15 protein-coding genes are annotated in these 15,849 nt (G+C 59.4%); 4 read left to right on the top strand and 11 right to left on the bottom strand.

Going from position 1 to position 15,849, the window contains the following annotated elements; genetic code table 11:
- Positions 1-69 precede the first annotated feature (69 nt).
- The gene (gene sseA / locus ACR6A7_RS14445; RefSeq protein ID WP_434125609.1) at positions 70-909 is read left to right on the top strand and encodes a 3-mercaptopyruvate sulfurtransferase; all 840 of its coding nucleotides are present in this window, start codon (positions 70-72) and stop codon (positions 907-909) included.
- A gap of 28 nt (positions 910-937) precedes the next feature.
- On the opposite strand, the gene sseB is transcribed toward sseA, so the two are convergent.
- The 5 genes from sseB to trmJ all read right to left on the bottom strand — a co-directional run bounded on the left by sseB (position 938) and on the right by trmJ (position 5,792).
- Entirely contained in the window at positions 938-1,702 is a 765-nt protein-coding gene (gene sseB, locus ACR6A7_RS14440; RefSeq protein ID WP_434125608.1) for an enhanced serine sensitivity protein SseB, read from the bottom strand.
- Between the two features lie 48 nt (positions 1,703-1,750).
- Positions 1,751-3,037: an aminopeptidase PepB gene (gene pepB, locus ACR6A7_RS14435; RefSeq protein ID WP_434125607.1), complete on the bottom strand. Its 1,287-nt coding sequence runs from the start codon at positions 3,035-3,037 to the stop codon at positions 1,751-1,753.
- A gap of 156 nt (positions 3,038-3,193) precedes the next feature.
- Entirely contained in the window at positions 3,194-4,360 is a 1,167-nt protein-coding gene (locus tag ACR6A7_RS14430; protein ID WP_434125606.1) for an IscS subfamily cysteine desulfurase, read from the bottom strand.
- An 88-nt stretch (positions 4,361-4,448) separates the two neighbouring features.
- Positions 4,449-4,946 carry a Fe-S cluster assembly transcriptional regulator IscR gene (gene iscR / locus ACR6A7_RS14425; protein WP_033791843.1) on the bottom strand — a complete coding sequence of 166 codons (498 nt, stop codon included), beginning with the start codon at positions 4,944-4,946 and terminating at the stop codon, positions 4,449-4,451.
- A 108-nt stretch (positions 4,947-5,054) separates the two neighbouring features.
- Positions 5,055-5,792, bottom strand: a complete 738-nt coding sequence (gene trmJ, locus ACR6A7_RS14420) for a tRNA (cytosine(32)/uridine(32)-2'-O)-methyltransferase TrmJ (protein WP_434125605.1) — start codon at positions 5,790-5,792, stop codon at positions 5,055-5,057.
- Between the two features lie 122 nt (positions 5,793-5,914).
- Between trmJ and suhB the strand changes: the two genes are divergently transcribed.
- Complete coding sequence (suhB, locus tag ACR6A7_RS14415) at positions 5,915-6,718, top strand: inositol-1-monophosphatase (protein WP_434125603.1); 804 nt, start codon at positions 5,915-5,917, stop codon at positions 6,716-6,718.
- Positions 6,719-6,941: 223 nt separating this feature from the next.
- Here the strand turns inward: suhB and ACR6A7_RS14410 are convergent, their stop codons facing one another.
- The 3 genes from ACR6A7_RS14410 to ACR6A7_RS14400 form a co-directional block, all read right to left on the bottom strand.
- Positions 6,942-7,955 (bottom strand): TIGR04086 family membrane protein, encoded by a 1,014-nt coding sequence (locus tag ACR6A7_RS14410; RefSeq protein WP_434125602.1) that lies wholly within the window; start codon positions 7,953-7,955, stop codon positions 6,942-6,944.
- Between the two features lie 211 nt (positions 7,956-8,166).
- Entirely contained in the window at positions 8,167-9,150 is a 984-nt protein-coding gene (locus tag ACR6A7_RS14405) for a nickel/cobalt transporter (protein WP_434125600.1), read from the bottom strand.
- The gene (locus ACR6A7_RS14400; RefSeq protein WP_434125727.1) at positions 9,141-9,740 is read right to left on the bottom strand and encodes a DUF1007 family protein; all 600 of its coding nucleotides are present in this window, start codon (positions 9,738-9,740) and stop codon (positions 9,141-9,143) included. Before ACR6A7_RS14400 ends, ACR6A7_RS14405 begins: the two co-directional genes overlap by 10 nt.
- 184 nt (positions 9,741-9,924) lie before the next feature.
- Here ACR6A7_RS14400 and csiE point away from each other — a divergent pair, with 184 nt between their 5' ends.
- On the top strand, positions 9,925-11,193 hold the full coding sequence (gene csiE / locus ACR6A7_RS14395; RefSeq protein ID WP_434125598.1) for a stationary phase inducible protein CsiE: 1,269 nt from the start codon (positions 9,925-9,927) through the stop codon (positions 11,191-11,193).
- Here csiE and ACR6A7_RS14390 read toward each other — a convergent pair.
- Together ACR6A7_RS14390 and glyA are read right to left on the bottom strand one after the other, a co-directional pair.
- Entirely contained in the window at positions 11,190-12,329 is a 1,140-nt protein-coding gene (locus ACR6A7_RS14390) for a 3-phenylpropionate MFS transporter (protein ID WP_434125597.1), read from the bottom strand. The genes csiE and ACR6A7_RS14390 overlap by 4 nt on opposite strands.
- A 116-nt stretch (positions 12,330-12,445) precedes the next feature.
- Entirely contained in the window at positions 12,446-13,699 is a 1,254-nt protein-coding gene (glyA, locus tag ACR6A7_RS14385) for a serine hydroxymethyltransferase (protein WP_434125596.1), read from the bottom strand.
- Positions 13,700-14,030: 331 nt separating this feature from the next.
- Here glyA and hmpA point away from each other — a divergent pair, with 331 nt between their 5' ends.
- A complete protein-coding gene (gene hmpA / locus ACR6A7_RS14380) occupies positions 14,031-15,215 on the top strand; it encodes an NO-inducible flavohemoprotein (RefSeq protein WP_434125594.1) in 1,185 nt (394 codons plus the stop codon).
- Between the two features lie 271 nt (positions 15,216-15,486).
- On the opposite strand, the gene glnB is transcribed toward hmpA, so the two are convergent.
- On the bottom strand, positions 15,487-15,825 hold the full coding sequence (gene glnB, locus ACR6A7_RS14375; protein WP_033753971.1) for a nitrogen regulatory protein P-II: 339 nt from the start codon (positions 15,823-15,825) through the stop codon (positions 15,487-15,489).
- Positions 15,826-15,849: the final 24 nt, after the last annotated feature.

The following is a 15,849-nucleotide window of genomic DNA, read 5'->3' as shown; positions in this document are numbered from 1 at the left end:
ATGCCGCCCTTGAGATAGCCTTCACATTCCCCGACACTGGACTTTTCCCGACGATAAGAAGAGGTTGCAATGACAGCCATATTTGTCTCCGCTGACTGGTTAAATGAACACTACGCCGACGAGAACGTGCAGGTACTGGACGCCCGCATGCTGCCGCCGGGCCAGGAGGCCGTGCGCAATATCACGGCGGAGTATCTGGCGGGCCACCTGCCAGGCGCGCCTTTCTTCGATATTGAAGCGCTTTCCGACCATACCAGCCCCTATCCCCATATGATGCCGCGCGCCGAACGTTTCGCCGTGGCGATGCGTGAGCTGGGCATCCACAGCGACAAACATCTGGTGGTTTACGACGAGGGCAACCTCTTCTCTGCGCCGCGCGCCTGGTGGATGCTGCGCGCGTTCGGCGTTGCGCAGGTATCGATCCTGGCGGGCGGCCTGCAGGGCTGGAAAGCGGCGGGTCTGCCGCTGGCGACCGGCCAGGTGGCGCTGCCTGAAGGCGAGTTTGAGGCAACGTTCGATGAGGCGCAGGTCCGGCGCCTGACCGATGTGCTGCTGATCAGTCATGAGGGCGGCGCGCAGATCGTCGACGCGCGCGCGGCAAACCGCTTCAACGCCGAAGTCGATGAGCCGCGCCCGGGCCTGCATCGCGGCCATATTCCCCGCAGCCTGAACGTCCCCTGGAACGATCTGGTGGCGAGTGGTACCCTGAAGCCGGAAGCGGAGCTGCGCGCGGTTTTTGCCCGAGCGGGCGTGAAGCTGGATGAGCCGGTGGTGGCGAGCTGCGGTTCAGGCGTGACCGCCGTGGTAGTGATCCTGGCGCTGACCGTGCTGGGCGCGCGCGACGTCACGCTCTATGACGGCTCCTGGGGGGAATGGGGCAGCCGGGACGACCTGCCGATCGAGAAATGATCAGGGTGCGGCGTTGCGCCGCTCCCGATTAGATAATGCGCGGGCTGCCTTTGAAGTCGCGCAGAAAACTGCCCCAGCGACGCTCATAAAAAGGCGTAATGTGGGCAGTGAAAAAGTGGCTGATGCCCTTCTCATCCGCCACGACTTCGCAGATATCGATCGGCGCATCGTCCGGCAGCGTATCGGTCGCAACGCTGCCCGCCGCCTGAATAATCGCCTCAATATCGCTTTCCGCCTCAATGCCGATCAGCAGATTCGGCTGCTGGTCCGCGCTTTCGCGAATACTGGCGATAAAGGCGCGGCGCACCTGTTTATATTTGCTGAACAGCTGCGTCAGCGAGTCGATCATCTGCGCGGGCGGCGTCGCCACCTCCGACAGCAGCAGCGCGTGGCCGCCTTCCAGCACGGTTTGCTGGCTTAGCGCGTCGCCCTCTTCGCCCAGCAGATGCGCAATCTCCGCCGGAGAAAACTCTTTGCCGGTGGGCAGTTTGGGATTGAGAAACAGCGTTTCGCCGCGCGTCATCTCAAACAGCGTGCGTACCGGCAGGCGCAGATAAGCCTGTTCGCCCGCGATCGCTTCGCTCATTGCCTCCTGCGAGGTAAAAAATGGAATGACGCTGCGGCCATCCTCTTTTTCCCAGTGTTGCAGATCGACCGGCGTATCCGCCGCGAACTGCGCCTCGGTGCTTTCGCCTGGTACCCAGACGTCGGCGGCCAGCAGCAGCTGAAAAAACTCCGGACGGTGCGCCGGCTCGGTTGCCGCCAGCTTCAGCACCTCTTCAAGACGGTTCATGTTTTGCCTTTCTCACTAAGGCGACGGTCAACGCCGTCGCCGGATCCTTTACTTGAGCAGCAGATTCGCCAGGGTACGCACGCCAATGCCGGTTGCCCCTGCCGACCACTGATCCACCGCACCTTTGCGGTAGGTCGCTGAGCAGTCGATGTGCAGCCACCCTTCCTGATAGCGGGTGACGAAGTGCGACAGAAACGCCGCCGCGCTGCTTGCGCCCGCTGAATGCGCCGCGCTGGCGATATTATTGAGGTCGGCAAAATTCGACGGCAGGTGGTTACGGTGGAACTCCGCCAGCGGCAGACGCCAGAACGGCTCGTTCTCGCTGGTGGCGCTGCCCATCAGCGACTGCGCCAGCACGTCGTCGAAGGTGAAGAGCGCGTGATAGTCGTTGCCCAGCGCGGTTTTCGCCGCGCCGGTCAGCGTTGCGGCGTCAATCAGCAGCGTCGGCTGCTGTTCGCTGGCATCAATCAGACCATCGGCCAGCACCAGGCGCCCTTCCGCATCGGTGTTCATCACTTCGACCGATTTGCCGTTGCGGTAGCGGATGATGTCGCCGAGGCGGAACGCATTGCCGCTCACCATATTGTCGGCGCAGCAGAGGAACAGCTTGACGCGCTGCTTCAGGCCGCGAGAGATCGCCAGCGCCAGCGCGCCGGTCAGGGTCGCCGCGCCGCCCATGTCGGACTTCATCGAGTCCATAAAGGCGCTCTGCTTCAGGCTGTAGCCGCCGGTGTCGAAGGTGATGCCTTTGCCGACCAGGCAGGCGTAGACCGGCGCGCTGTCGTCGCCGGTCGGGTTGTAGTCCAGCGCCAGCAGCACCGGCGGACGGCTGGAGCCGCGTCCGACGGTATGCAGGCCGAGATAGCCCTGCTCGCGCAGATCGTCGCCGCGCGTAACGCGATAGCTGACCGCCTCGCCGCCGACTTCGCGAATAAGATCGATAGCGCTGTGCGTTAGATCCTCCGGGCCAAGATCTTCGGCCGGCAGGTTAATAGTGTCGCGCACCCAGTCGATGATGCGCAGACGGCGGGAGAACTCCGCCTGCTCCTGTTCGTTAAGCGTCGGCCAGACGACGTTGCGCTCCCCTTTCGGGCTGCGATAGCCCTGCCAGAACGCCCAGCACGGCTCCAGATCCCAGCCTTCACCGCTCAGCGCGACGTGGCGAATGCCCTGGCCGTCGATCTTGCGCGCCGCGCGCTGGATGGTATTGAGCGGATCTGCGCCATGCAGGTGAATGGTCATGCCGCTGTCGTTGCTGGTCAGAATCGCTTTTTCGCCCCAGCGCGCATCAGCGGGCTGGTGGCTCAGCGTAATGTTCATCGGTTGTGTTGTCATCGCGAAACTCCATATGCGTTATAAGTATCATCCAGCCAGAAGCGCAGGCTTTAGCCGTTAAACGTCAGACCTGATAACAGATATTGCCGGGTGACGCCAGCGGATCCAGCTGGAGGCGCGCCGTTTCCGGATTTCCCCGGAAACAGGGCGCAGCCGTTAACGTGAGGCGGACACCGGCGCGCGCAGGCGAGAGACCACCTTTTGCACCAGTGAAATGGCGTAGTCGATCTCTTCTTCGGTGGTGAAGCGGCCGAGCGAAAAGCGCAGCGAACTGTGCGCCAGCGCCTCATCAAGGCCGATGGCGCGCAGCACATAGGAGGGTTCCATGCTGGCGGAGGTGCAGGCAGAACCCGACGAGAGCGCCAGGTCTTTCAGCGCCATAATCAGCGACTCACCGTCGACGCCAGCAAAGCTGATATTGAGAATAGTGGGCGCGCTCTGCGCCAGATCGCCGTTAAGCTGCACGCCGTCCAGCGCACTGAGCCCCTGCCACAGTCGCGCGCGCAGCGCCGCCAGGCGCGCCATCTCACTTTCCCGCGCCTCGCGCGCGAGCTGAAAAGCTTCGCCCATACCGACGATTTGGTGCACCGGCAGCGTACCGGAACGCATGCCGCGCTCATGCCCGCCGCCGTGCATCTGCGCGTCGATAGTGACTTTAGGTTTGCGTCGCACGTAAAGCGCGCCGATCCCTTTCGGGCCGTAGAGTTTATGGGCGGAGAACGACATCAGATCGACCTTGAGCTCGCTCAGGTCAATCGGCAGCTTGCCGACGCTCTGGGTAGCGTCGACATGGAAAAGAACGTCGCGCGCGCGGCACAGCTCGCCGATGGCGGCGATATCCTGAATCACGCCGATTTCATTATTCACATGCATCAGCGACACCAGCACGGTGTCGTCGCGCAGCGCGGCACGCACGGCGTCCGGCGTAATAATGCCGTTGGCGGGCGGCGTCAGATAAGTCACCGTAAAGCCTTCGCTCTCCAGCTGTTTGCAGCTGTCGAGCACCGCTTTGTGTTCGGTCTGGCTGGTGATGATGTGTTGACCGCGCGCGCGCTGGGCATGCGCGGCGCCTTTCAGGGCGAGGTTGTCCGATTCGGTCGCGCCGGAGGTGAAGATGATTTCACGCGGATCGGCGTTGACCAGCTCCGCCACCTGATTACGCGCCACGTCGACCGCCTCTTCCGCCTGCCAGCCGAAACGGTGCGAGCGCGAAGCCGGATTACCGAAGGTGCCGTCCAGCGTCAGGAACTGCATCATTTTGCTGGCCACACGCGGATCGGCCGGCGTGGTCGCGGCGTAATCCAGGTAAATCGGTAATTTCATTGCGCTAAAGCTCCGTATCAAAAATCATACGTCTTTATAGCAGATTCGGCCCTCACCGCGTTAGCAGTAAGGGCCGCACAGAAAGGGATCAGGAGGCGCGCAGATTGACGTTGATTTCCTGAACGCGGTTGTTCTGGAAACGACGATTGTCCTGAGAATTTTGACGGTCCGCCACGTCAAGGATCTCCTGATTGTTCACCAGCTCGGCCAGCGTGATGTTGTTCAGGAAATCGCTGATGCGCACGCTGAGGTCGCGCCACAGCACATGGGTCAGGCAGCGTTCGCCGCCCTGGCAGCCCTCTTTGCCCTGGCACTTGGTTGCATCGACAGACTCATCCACGGCGGTAATGACTTCACCTACCGCAATCGCGCTGGAGGCTTTGCCCAGCAGATAACCGCCGCCCGGGCCGCGTACGCTGGCGACCAGGCCATGTTTGCGCAGACGCGAAAATAACTGCTCCAGATAGGAGAGCGAAATGCCCTGACGCTCGGAAATATCAGCCAGCGGAACCGGCCCCTGATGAGAATGCAGGGCAACGTCCAGCATCGCGGTAACGGCATAACGTCCTTTGGATGTCAGTCTCATAGCGTACGACCTCAATAGCGTCCGGTTATCGGAGGATTAGCAGAAGATAGCCGAAGTCTGACATTCCCGAGTATTTTGGTCAACTATTTAACCGAGTAATTTACTCAACTACTCTTTTTCGCCTTTGCGCTTCTCAAACGAGGCCAGCATACCGCGCAAAATATTCAGCTCGTCGCGCTCTGGACGGGCGCGCGTGTAGAGGCGGCGCAGCTTGCTCATGACCTGTCCCGGGTTACCTTCGCGGATAAAGCCGCTGGTCAGCATCATCTGCTCCATATGCTGATAGAAGCGCTCCAGATCGTCCACCAGCGGGTAAGGCGATTCAGCGTAGACCGGCGCGGGCTGCGCATTTTCCTGCGCCGCCAGCCACGCCATACGCACCTCGTAGGCGATGATCTGCACCGCCATCGCCAGGTTGAGCGAGCTGTATTCCGGGTTTGCCTGAATGGCGACATGGTAGTGGCATTTCTGCAGCTCTTCGTTGGTCAGCCCGACGCGTTCGCGCCCAAAGACCAGCGCCACCGGCGCCTGCTGCCCCTCTTCCACGCTTTTTACGCCGCATTCGCGCGCGTCGAGCATCGGCCAGGGCAATGAGCGCGAGCGGGCGCTGGTGCCGACCACCAGGCTACAGCCGGCGATGGCCTCGTCGAGCGTGTCGACGATCTGCGCGTCGCCGATGACGTCGCTGGCGCCCGCCGCCAGCGAGATCGCCTGCGAGTCAGGCTTCACCAGCGGATTAACCAGATAGAGATTACTTAAGCCCATGGTTTTCATCGCGCGGGCCACGGAGCCCATATTGCCGGTGTGGGAGGTTTCTACCAGTACGATTCGGATGTTTTGCAGCATTAGGTTGGCGTCAGTGAGGAAATGATGGGCAGCATGCTAACATAAGTCGAGACATTTAAAGAATGCGCTGCTATACTCCGCGCCGTTTTTCCTCGTTCTTTAACATCCAGTGAGAGATACCGATGCATCCGATGCTCAACATCGCCGTGCGCGCTGCGCGCAAGGCCGGCAACCTGATTGCCAAGAATTATGAAACCCCGGACGCGGTCGAAGCGAGCCAGAAAGGCAGCAACGACTTTGTTACCAATGTTGACCGTGATGCAGAACGACTGATTATCGAAGTGATTCGCAAATCCTACCCGCAACACTCCATCATTACTGAAGAGAGTGGCGAACTGGCGGGCGACGATCAGGACATTCAATGGGTTATCGATCCGCTGGATGGCACCACCAATTTTATCAAACGCCTGCCGCACTTCTCTGTTTCAATCGCCGTACGCATTAAAGGCCGTACCGAAGTAGCGGTGGTTTACGATCCAATGCGCAACGAGCTCTTCACCGCCGTCCGTGGTCAGGGTGCGCAGCTTAACGGTTACCGTCTGCGCGGCAGCACCGCGCGCGACCTTGATGGTACAATTCTCGCCACTGGCTTCCCGTTCAAAACCAAGCAGCACGCACCGGCCTTTATGAATGTGGTCACGAAGCTGTTTACCCAGTGCGCCGACTTCCGCCGCACCGGCTCCGCTGCGCTGGACCTGGCCTACGTGGCTGCTGGCCGCGTTGATGGCTATTTTGAAATCGGCCTGAAGCCGTGGGATTTTGCTGCCGGTGAGCTGCTGGTGCGCGAAGCGGGCGGTCTGGTGACAGATTTTACCGGCGGTCACGGTTATATGCACTCGGGCAACATCGTGGCGGGCAACCCGCGCGTGGTGAAAGCGCTGCTCTCCAGCATGCGTGACGAACTGAGCGAAGCGCTGAAGCGCTAAGATGAAAAAAGGCGGCTTTAAGCCGCCTTGAACTCGCGCTGGAAATGTAAAAACGCGGATGATATGAAGCGAAGAGCAGAGCGTCCCGCGCCAGGGATGGCGCGGGCCGAGCGATCAGGGATGACTTGAGCGACTTTGCGATCGATTCATACCATTCGCGTCTGCACCAGACAAAATTAAAGGCGGCTTTTCAGCCGCCTTTTTTATTAGCCAAATCTCAATCTTAACGACGTTCGTGGCTCAGCACCTGACGCGGCTGAGTGCGACGACCGATGCGTCCCATCACGCCAGCCAGCACCGCTTCAATCAGCAGCATAAAGAAGGCGTACCAGCTCGCTTTCGCGGTTGCCGCAGCAGCCTGCTCAGCCGCCTCACGCGCTTTCTGTTCTGCCTGCTGCTTCAGCTGTTGATACTGCTGCATCGCTTTCTGATAGCTCTGTTCAGCCTGGTTTACGATCTGCTCAACTTCCTGATCGCTCTTGCCAGTGCGTGCCTTAATGATATTTTTCAGTGCGTCGCGGTCAGCCGCCTGCAGGGTATCGGCATGGCGATTCATCACGCCGCGAATCCAGTTAGTAATATCAGTATCAGCATTCTGTGGATTCTGCGCGGTATTTTTTGCCTGATTTTCGGCGTTATTCGCTTCGCTATTTGCATCCTGCTGTAAATTTTCCGGCTGCAGTTCCGGTTTGCCAGTCTGGCGCAGCGTAGTGGTCAATTCATTTTGCAAATCATCGAGGTTAATATTATTTTCCTGCAGCTTCTGCTTAGCAAAATCGGTCACTGCCGGTGCCGCTGCGGAAATACCGTTGCCTGCCGCCTGAAAGCCTGCGCCAATAATATTGAACGCGCCGCCGATCAGGCTGCTGGCGAGAGAAACGGCCAGCCAGATAGTAAATAATGTGCTCAGACCAAACATCAGCAGTCCATGCAGCGCACCTTCGCGCTGCGCCAGACGGCCCGCCAGATAGCTACCAACCGCCATGGCGATCAGCATGCTCAGACCGGTCCAGATCAGGGCGCCGGTGCCAAGATGCTGCAGTGGGTTTTGCTCCTGCTGCGGATCGACGGTAGTGGCGCCAATCGCGGTTCCGAGCAGCGTCAGTAAAATATGCACAATCAGCGCGCCAATTACGCCGGCAAATACGGCGCTCCATGAAATACGCTTTAACGGTAATCCCGCGTGCGTTTCAGTAATGGTTTCTGTTGTGCCATTATTAATCCGGGTTTCGTGCATGGTGGTTCTCCTCGCAACAGACAACGTTAAATAATCAATATTAAAAAGGACAATACATGTGGTTGTTGTTATTTAGCGTAGACGAGAAAACACTTTTCACCACAGTTAGCGTCAACATATTGCAATTGACGAAGCGTGAATGTTTTAGATAAGCAAAGCGGAATAAAGCAAGGGCGCAAGATACTATTTTTTGCGCCCTCTGTAGCAATTATTAACCGAACGGACGAAGGCCACCGCCCATGCCCAACGTAGCACTCTGCCACAGCGCCAGCCCTGTCGCGATCAGCAGCGCGCTGCCGACCAGTGCCAAAAGAGGCATCGCCAGCGCCGCCATCGAGGTCGTGCGGCTTTCACCGCTCAGCCGCTGCGCCAGCGTCCGGGCGCGCTGCACCAGCAGACCGATGACGGAAATGGTTAACGCGGTGCCCAGCGCCATGACTATGGCTGACACGACGCCCCAGAGATAAACGCCGATAACGCGCGAAAAGAGCAGCATCATAATCGCCCCTGAACAGGGACGCAGCCCCATCGACGCCACCAGCAGCAGTTGGGTTTTCACGCTGACAGCCTCAGCGACCTGCTGCGCATCCGGCAGATGCGCGTGGCCGCAGCCGCAGCCTGCATGATGATGATGATCGGCATGCAAGGCGCGGATTTTCATCGGCGCGCGCGGCCGCAGCTGACGTCGCAGCGTCTTAAGGGCGCGCACGCCGATCCCTGTCCCTAACCCGATCACCAGCAGATAGCTGCCCTTCTCCAGCCAGTAGCTGCTGAGATGCAGCTGGCGCGATGAGGTCTGCAGCACCACCAGCATCAGCGTCACCAGAAGAATGGCGACGCTGCCCTGCAGCAGCGACGCCAGCAGCGTCAGCCTGAGGGTGATAGCAAGGCGCGCCGGATGGGTCGCGAGGAAGGTGGTGATGACCACTTTGCCATGGCCGGGCCCCAGCGCATGCAGCACACCATAGGCCAGACTGAACAGCACCAGCAGGCCGCCAGCCTGCCCGGGCGCGCTTTTAACCTGCTGCAGCAGCTGGGCCATCTGCTGATGAAGCCCTCTCTGCCAGATGGCGCTTTGCAGCAGGATCTGCGGCCAGTATTGCCACAGCGCCAGCGCCCCTGCTGCCAGCGCCAGAGCCAGCAGCCACAGCGGCCAGATGCGACGCGCGCGGCGTTGAGAAAGTATCAATGACATGTCAGCGTTACCTTTTGCGCAAACTGACGCCCCAGATCCATCTGCTCAGGCGGCGCGTCGGCTTTATCGAGCGACAGCGCATACTGCTTCAGCGAGCTGTCAGGTTTCGGCGTCTGCAGCGCCACCTCACAGCGGCCCTGCAGCGCGGTCGGCAGGGTGAGCGCACGGGCGTCTCTATAGGTCATATCGACGAAATAGGTGGGATCGAACGTCAGGATTTCGAAACGCTGTCCGGCCAGCTGCGGCGGCTCTGCCAGCGGCAGCACAAACTCCAGCACCGCTTTGTTGCCGCTGCGCGATAGCGCGTAGGACGCTGGCAGGTTGAGGAATTTTACGCGCTGGCCGTTGTGCCAGACCTCGGAAAAATAGTGCTGACCCAGCACGTTCGCCATCACCTCCGCCGCCAGCTTTTTCCAGCGATCGCTACCAGGCTTCGCATCGCCCGCATCGTAAAGCAGATCGGCCGAGGTGATCTCGTCCATGGTCCAGCGCATTTTCAGCCCGGTCAGCATATCGCCGTTGGCAACCACTTCGGTTTGCATGTCGATAAAGCTGTGCGGATGCGCATGGCTGGCAGCGCTCAGCGTCATCAGTAAAGTAAAAAGCGCGCTTCTTGTGAGGTTAAAAAGAGACATACCAGGTTAAACGCTCCTGTGAATGACAAAAAAATTGTGACCCGCCCTGAAGCATTGCACAAAAAACCGGCCGAAAGCCGCGGCCCTGTTCACCATTGGCTATTCTTAGCGCAATACCGGACCGCTGGAATCCAGACTGATGAGTTCTGCTCCCTCCTTGGCACCACTCTTCACCCGTTCACAGCGTCGTTGTCATCTGCTGCTGCTACTGTATCTGCCTACTCCCGCGCTTACGCTCGAAAAACTCTGTCAGTTAAACGGGGTTGAGGCCGCTGTCGCCCGACAGGATATCGAAGATGTCAGGGATGAGATACAGCGTTATCACCAGCTGGAACTGCATCATATGGTGGACGGCAGCTTTCGCATTCACGGCACCGAGCTGGATCGGCGACTTTGCCTGCTGCACTGGCTGCGGCGCGGGCTGCGTTTGTCGGAAAATTTCGTGCGCGACCACTTCGCCGCGCCGCTGCGCCAGCGGCTGAGAGCGATGAAAATCGAAAAAGCGCTCTATGACGAAACCAATTTGCAGGCGCTGATTCAGCACTGCAGCCTGAAGCTCCGTCGCGACTTCAGCACGCGCGACCGCCTGTTCCTGCAAATTTTTATGAAATATGGCCTGATGCAGCGTCAGCCTGCGCTGTTCAACGAGCGTCAGCTTGCCTGGCTGCAGCAAAAGGTTGAGCGCGAGGCGGCGATGGACGTCATTCTGCACTGGCAAAAACGCTGCCACCTGGCGCCGCATATCAGCGAGGCGGAGTTCTGGACGCTGCTGTTCAGCCTGATCCACGCACCCGCGCCTGACCGGCTTGACTATCCCTGTAGCCAGCGGCTAATGCAGGCCACCAGGCAACTAGTCGCCGCCTTCGAGCAGCTGGCCGCCCTGCGCTTCAACGAGCCCGAAGAACTGACGGAGCAGCTTTATACCCATCTGGCGCAGGCGCTGGATCGCGCCCATTTTGGCATCGGTATTGATAACAGCGTCGCGCTGGACGTCACCAAACTCTATCCACGGCTGCTGCGCACCACGCAACAGGCGCTGAGCGGTTTTGAAACAACATATGATGTGGACTTTAGTCAGGAGGAGGTGAGCCTGATTGCGGTGATCTTCGGCGCCTGGCTAATGCAGGAGAACGCGCTGCAGGAAAAGCAGGTGCTGCTGCTGACGGGCGATAATGCCCGGCTTGAGCAGCAGATTGAGCAGCAGCTTCGCGAAATCACCCTGCTCCCGATAAATATCAAATATCAGGAGATGAGCGATTTTCAGCGCGAGGGCGCGCCGCGCGAAATCGCGCTGGTGATCTCGCCTTACGCCACTTCGCTGCCGCTCTATTCGCCGCCGCTGATCCACGCCGAGCTGCCGCTGAGCGAACACCAGCAGCAGCGTATCCGGGCGCTGCTGGAGGCTTAAACCGCGCGCGGCCGCAAGAAGAGCGCCGGTAGCGCCACCAGCGCCATTACCCAGAAGAGATGGCCCTGAAGATGCGCGAACAGCACGCCGCAAACCATGGTCATCACTGCGATGCCGCCGCCCATCGCCAGCGCTGAATAGATCGATTGCAGCCGAATCACGTCCGGGCCACGGCGCGCGGCGATAAAACGCATTGCCGCCAGATGACAGACGGTAAAGCTGCCGCAGTGCAGGATCTGCCCCACAATAAGCCACGGCAGCTCAACGGTCGCGCCCAGCAACGTCCAGCGCGCCAGCGCGCAGAGGCCGGAGAGCAGCAGCAGATCGCGCGCGCGCCAGCGGCGAAACAGGCGATTGCTCAGGGCGAAAACCACAATCTCCGCCACCACGCCGAGCGACCACAGATAGCCGACCACCGAAGCGGAATAGCCGCTCTGCTGCCACCAGATGGCGCTAAAGCCGTAGTAGGCGGCGTGCGCGCCCTGCATCAGCGTGACGCACAGCATAAAGCACCACACGCTGTTCTCGCGCAGCAGATCGCGCCACGCCTGCCAGCCGCCGCCTGTCGCGCTGTGCCGCTCCTCGCCCTGGGGTCGGGTATGCGGCGGCAACAGCATACCGCCCAGCATCGCCAGCACGCCAACGGAGAGCAGCGCCAGAATCGCCTGCGATGACCAGTGGTTTACCAGCAGCCCGGTCAGCGCAGAGCTGATGACGAACGCCAGCGATCCCCACAGCCGCACCGGCCCGTATTTGAGTCCGATCTGCTGCGTCCAGGTGGCGGCCAGCGCATCGCTGAGCGGTACCAGCGGCGAGAAAAAGAGGTTAAAGCCCACCATCACAAAGAGCAGCCACAGCCACTGCTGCCCTATCCAGTAGCCAGCGGCGAACAGGCAGGTCATCAGCGCCAGCAGGCGCAGCGCGGTAATCAGCTGCGCCGGATGCTTGACCTGTGAAGCAATGAGCAGGCTGCCCATGAAGCGCGCCACCATGCCGCAGCCCAGCAGCAGGCCGATTTTTTCCGCGTCAAGGCCGGTCTCTTTGAGCCAGACGCCCCAGAAAGGCAGATAAATGCCGTAGCAAAAAAAGTAAGTGAAATAGCCAAGACCGAGCCATTTCGCCGAGCCGATAGTCATTCTGCCTCCCGCAGCAAAGCGTCCATGGTAAGTAAGTGCGCGCGATTTTAGCCTAAAAAAGGCAATAAAAAAGGATGGCCGAAGCCATCCTCAGTCACGATCGCGCTGGCGTACGCTTAGGCGTAAACCGGCAGACGCGAGCAGATATCCAGCACTTTCTGTTTGGTGCGTTCGATAGTCGCTTCGTCGTTGACGTTGTCCAGCACGTCAGCGATCCAGCCAGCCAGCTCGCGAACTTCCGCTTCTTTAAAGCCGCGACGAGTGACCGCAGGCGTACCGATACGCACGCCGGAGGTGACAAACGGGCTTTTCGGATCGTTCGGCACGCTGTTTTTATTAACGGTGATGTTGGCGCGGCCCAGGGCGGCGTCCGCCTCTTTGCCGGTCATGTTCTTGCTCACCAGGTCGATCAGGAACAGGTGGTTATGGGTGCCGCCGGAGACGATGTCGTAGCCGCGCGCAATCAGCACTTCTACCATCGCTTTGGCGTTTTTCGCTACCTGCTGCTGGTACGCTTTGAACGCCGGCTCCATCGCCTCTTTGAACGCCACCGCTTTACCGGCGATAACGTGCATCAGCGGACCGCCCTGCCCGCCCGGGAAGACGGCAGAGTTAAGTTTCTTATAGAGATCTTCGTCGCCGCCTTTCGCCAGGATCAGGCCGCCACGCGGACCCGCCAGGGTTTTATGGGTGGTCGAGGTGACGATGTGCGCATGCGGCACCGGGCTCGGATAGACGTCAGCGGCGATCAGGCCAGCCACGTGCGCCATATCGACAAACAGGTAAGCGCCGACGCTGTCAGCAATTTCACGCATCTTCGCCCAGTCGCAGACGCCGGAATAGGCGGAGAAGCCGCCAACGATCATCTTCGGCTGATGCGTTTTCGCCAGTTCCGCCAGCTCGTTGTAGTCAATTTTGCCGCTCTCATCGATGCCGTAAGGCACGACGTTGTAGAGTTTGCCGGAAAGGTTGACCGGCGAACCGTGAGTCAGGTGACCGCCATGCGCCAGATTCATGCCCAGAATGGTGTCGCCCGGCTGCAGCAGCGCGGTATAGACGGCGAAGTTAGCCTGAGAGCCGGAATGCGGCTGCACGTTGGCGAAGTCGGCGCCAAACAGCGCTTTCGCGCGATCGATCGCCAGCTGCTCAACGATATCGACATATTCACAACCGCCGTAGTAGCGTTTTCCCGGATACCCTTCCGCGTATTTATTGGTGAGCTGCGAACCTTGCGCCTGCATTACACGTGGGCTGGTGTAGTTTTCAGAAGCAATCAGTTCAATGTGCTCTTCCTGACGCACTTTCTCTTGCTCCATCGCCTGCCACAACTCGGCATCATAATCGGCAATGTTCATTTCACGCTTTAACATCCGCATCTCCTGACTCAGCTAACTTTTTAACGGCGGTTTAGGCTCCCTTACGGAGCAAAGGCCAACAGTGTAAACCGTTTTGCCAGGTGACGGTAGCGCCAATTCCGCTTTACACGCAAACGATTGGCTTCGCGCTGGCAAAGGTTTTTTACGCTTTTGTATACGGCATACACATCACGATTTTTCGTCAGGTTGCGGGGCAGATTTTTTCAATTTGTACCAAAACCTTGCCAGCGCCCTGGCCCGATTTCGCAGCGGGTTATTTACAACCTCGAGGGTACAACTATAACATGCATTTAAAATACAACTTTACGCAGCCGGAGGTATTCCCATGCTTGACGCACAAACCATCGCCACCGTGAAATCCACGCTTCCCGCCGTTGCCGCCGTAGGACCGAAGCTTACCGCTCACTTCTACGATCGCATGCTGTCGCAGCACCCCGAACTCAAAAACGTCTTCAATATGAATAACCAGCGCAATGGCAACCAGCGCGAGGCGCTGTTTAACGCCATCTGCGCCTATGGTGCGAATCTCGATAACCTGGCGGCGCTGCTGCCCGCCGTCGAAAAGATCGCTCAGAAGCATGCCAGCCTGGCGATCAAGCCGGAACAGTACGCGATTGTCGGCGAGAACCTGCTGGCCACGATTAAGGAGCTGCTAAATCCAGGCGATGAGGTGCTGGCGGCGTGGGGCCGCGCTTACGGCGTGCTGGCCGATGTCTTTATCCAGCGCGAAGAGGCGATTTATCAGGAAACCGAGCAGCAGGAAGGCGGCTGGCGCGGCACGCGCCCCTTCCGCATCGCCGCTATCGACACGCAAAGTTCCGTTATCAAGAGCTTTACCCTGACCCCGGTCGACGGCGGCGCGGTTGCGGCGTTTAAACCAGGCCAGTATCTCACCGTGCATCTGCATCCCGCCGAATTTGAGTTTCAGCAGAATCGCCAGTATTCGCTGACCCACACCAGCAACGGCAAAAGCTACCGCATCGCCGTGAAGCGCGATGCGCAAGGCACCGTCTCCGGCTGGCTGCATGAAAAAGCGCAGGTCGGCGATGTGCTGGAGCTGACTGCGCCGCACGGCGACGTATTCATGGAAGCAGGTACGGAGACGCCGGTAGCGCTGATCTCTGCAGGCGTCGGCGTAACGCCGACGCTGGCAATGCTGCATGCGCTGGCCGAACAGCAGCATGCCGCACCGGTGACCTGGCTGCATGCGGCGGAAAACGGTGCGCAGCACGCTTTTGCGGAAGAAGTGGCTGAGACGGGCGCGCGCCTGCGCGACTTTGAGAAACGCGTCTGGTACCGCGTGCCGGAGGCGGCCGACGCTGGCCGTTTCGATGCCGAGGGCATGATGGATTTGGCTGCCGAATCCGCACGATTGCAGGATGCGCGCACGCAGTTCTGGCTGTGCGGTCCGATCGGCTTTATGCAGTTTATCGCCGGTCAGCTGCAAGACGCGGGCGTCGACGCTTCACGCATTCACTATGAAGTGTTTGGCCCGCATAAAGGGCTTTGATGCCGCTTCAGGAACCGGCTACAGACAGCACATAATGCCCGATAGCAGGTAGTACAGACCGGAGAGCAAAGCGTCCCGCGCCAGGGACAAAAACGCCGGGAGGGTTTTTGAATAACGTAACGCATTAGCCCGTTTACGGACGCACCTCAGGGATGAGGTGCGTAATCGCGCGGGCCGGGCTGGCAAAGATGCCGTATTTTGCGTCTTTGCGATCGGGCTATATCACCTGCGCTGGCACTCAGCTACAGACCAGGCCCGCAGGTTTACGGCGTTAAATCGCCTCTTCGTCCTCTTCGCCGGTACGAATACGTACCACGCGCGACACGTCGAAAACAAAGATCTTACCGTCGCCGATTTTACCGGTCTGCGCGGTTTTCATAATGGTTTCCACGCAGGTGTCGACGATGTCGTCGCCCACGACCATTTCGATTTTCACCTTCGGCAGAAAATCGACCATATATTCCGCGCCGCGATAGAGTTCGGTGTGACCTTTCTGACGACCGAAACCTTTTACTTCAGAGACCGTCATCCCGGTGATGCCGACTTCAGCTAAGGCTTCGCGCACATCGTCGAGTTTGAATGGTTTGATAATCGCATCAATCTTTTTCATGTCAGACCCTTTTCTCACTCCCTC

The organism is Pantoea phyllosphaerae (assembly GCF_051025595.1).
Classification (GTDB): domain Bacteria; phylum Pseudomonadota; class Gammaproteobacteria; order Enterobacterales; family Enterobacteriaceae; genus Pantoea.
Note: the sequence above shows the minus strand (reverse complement) of the source record. Positions and strands in the feature narration are given on the sequence as shown.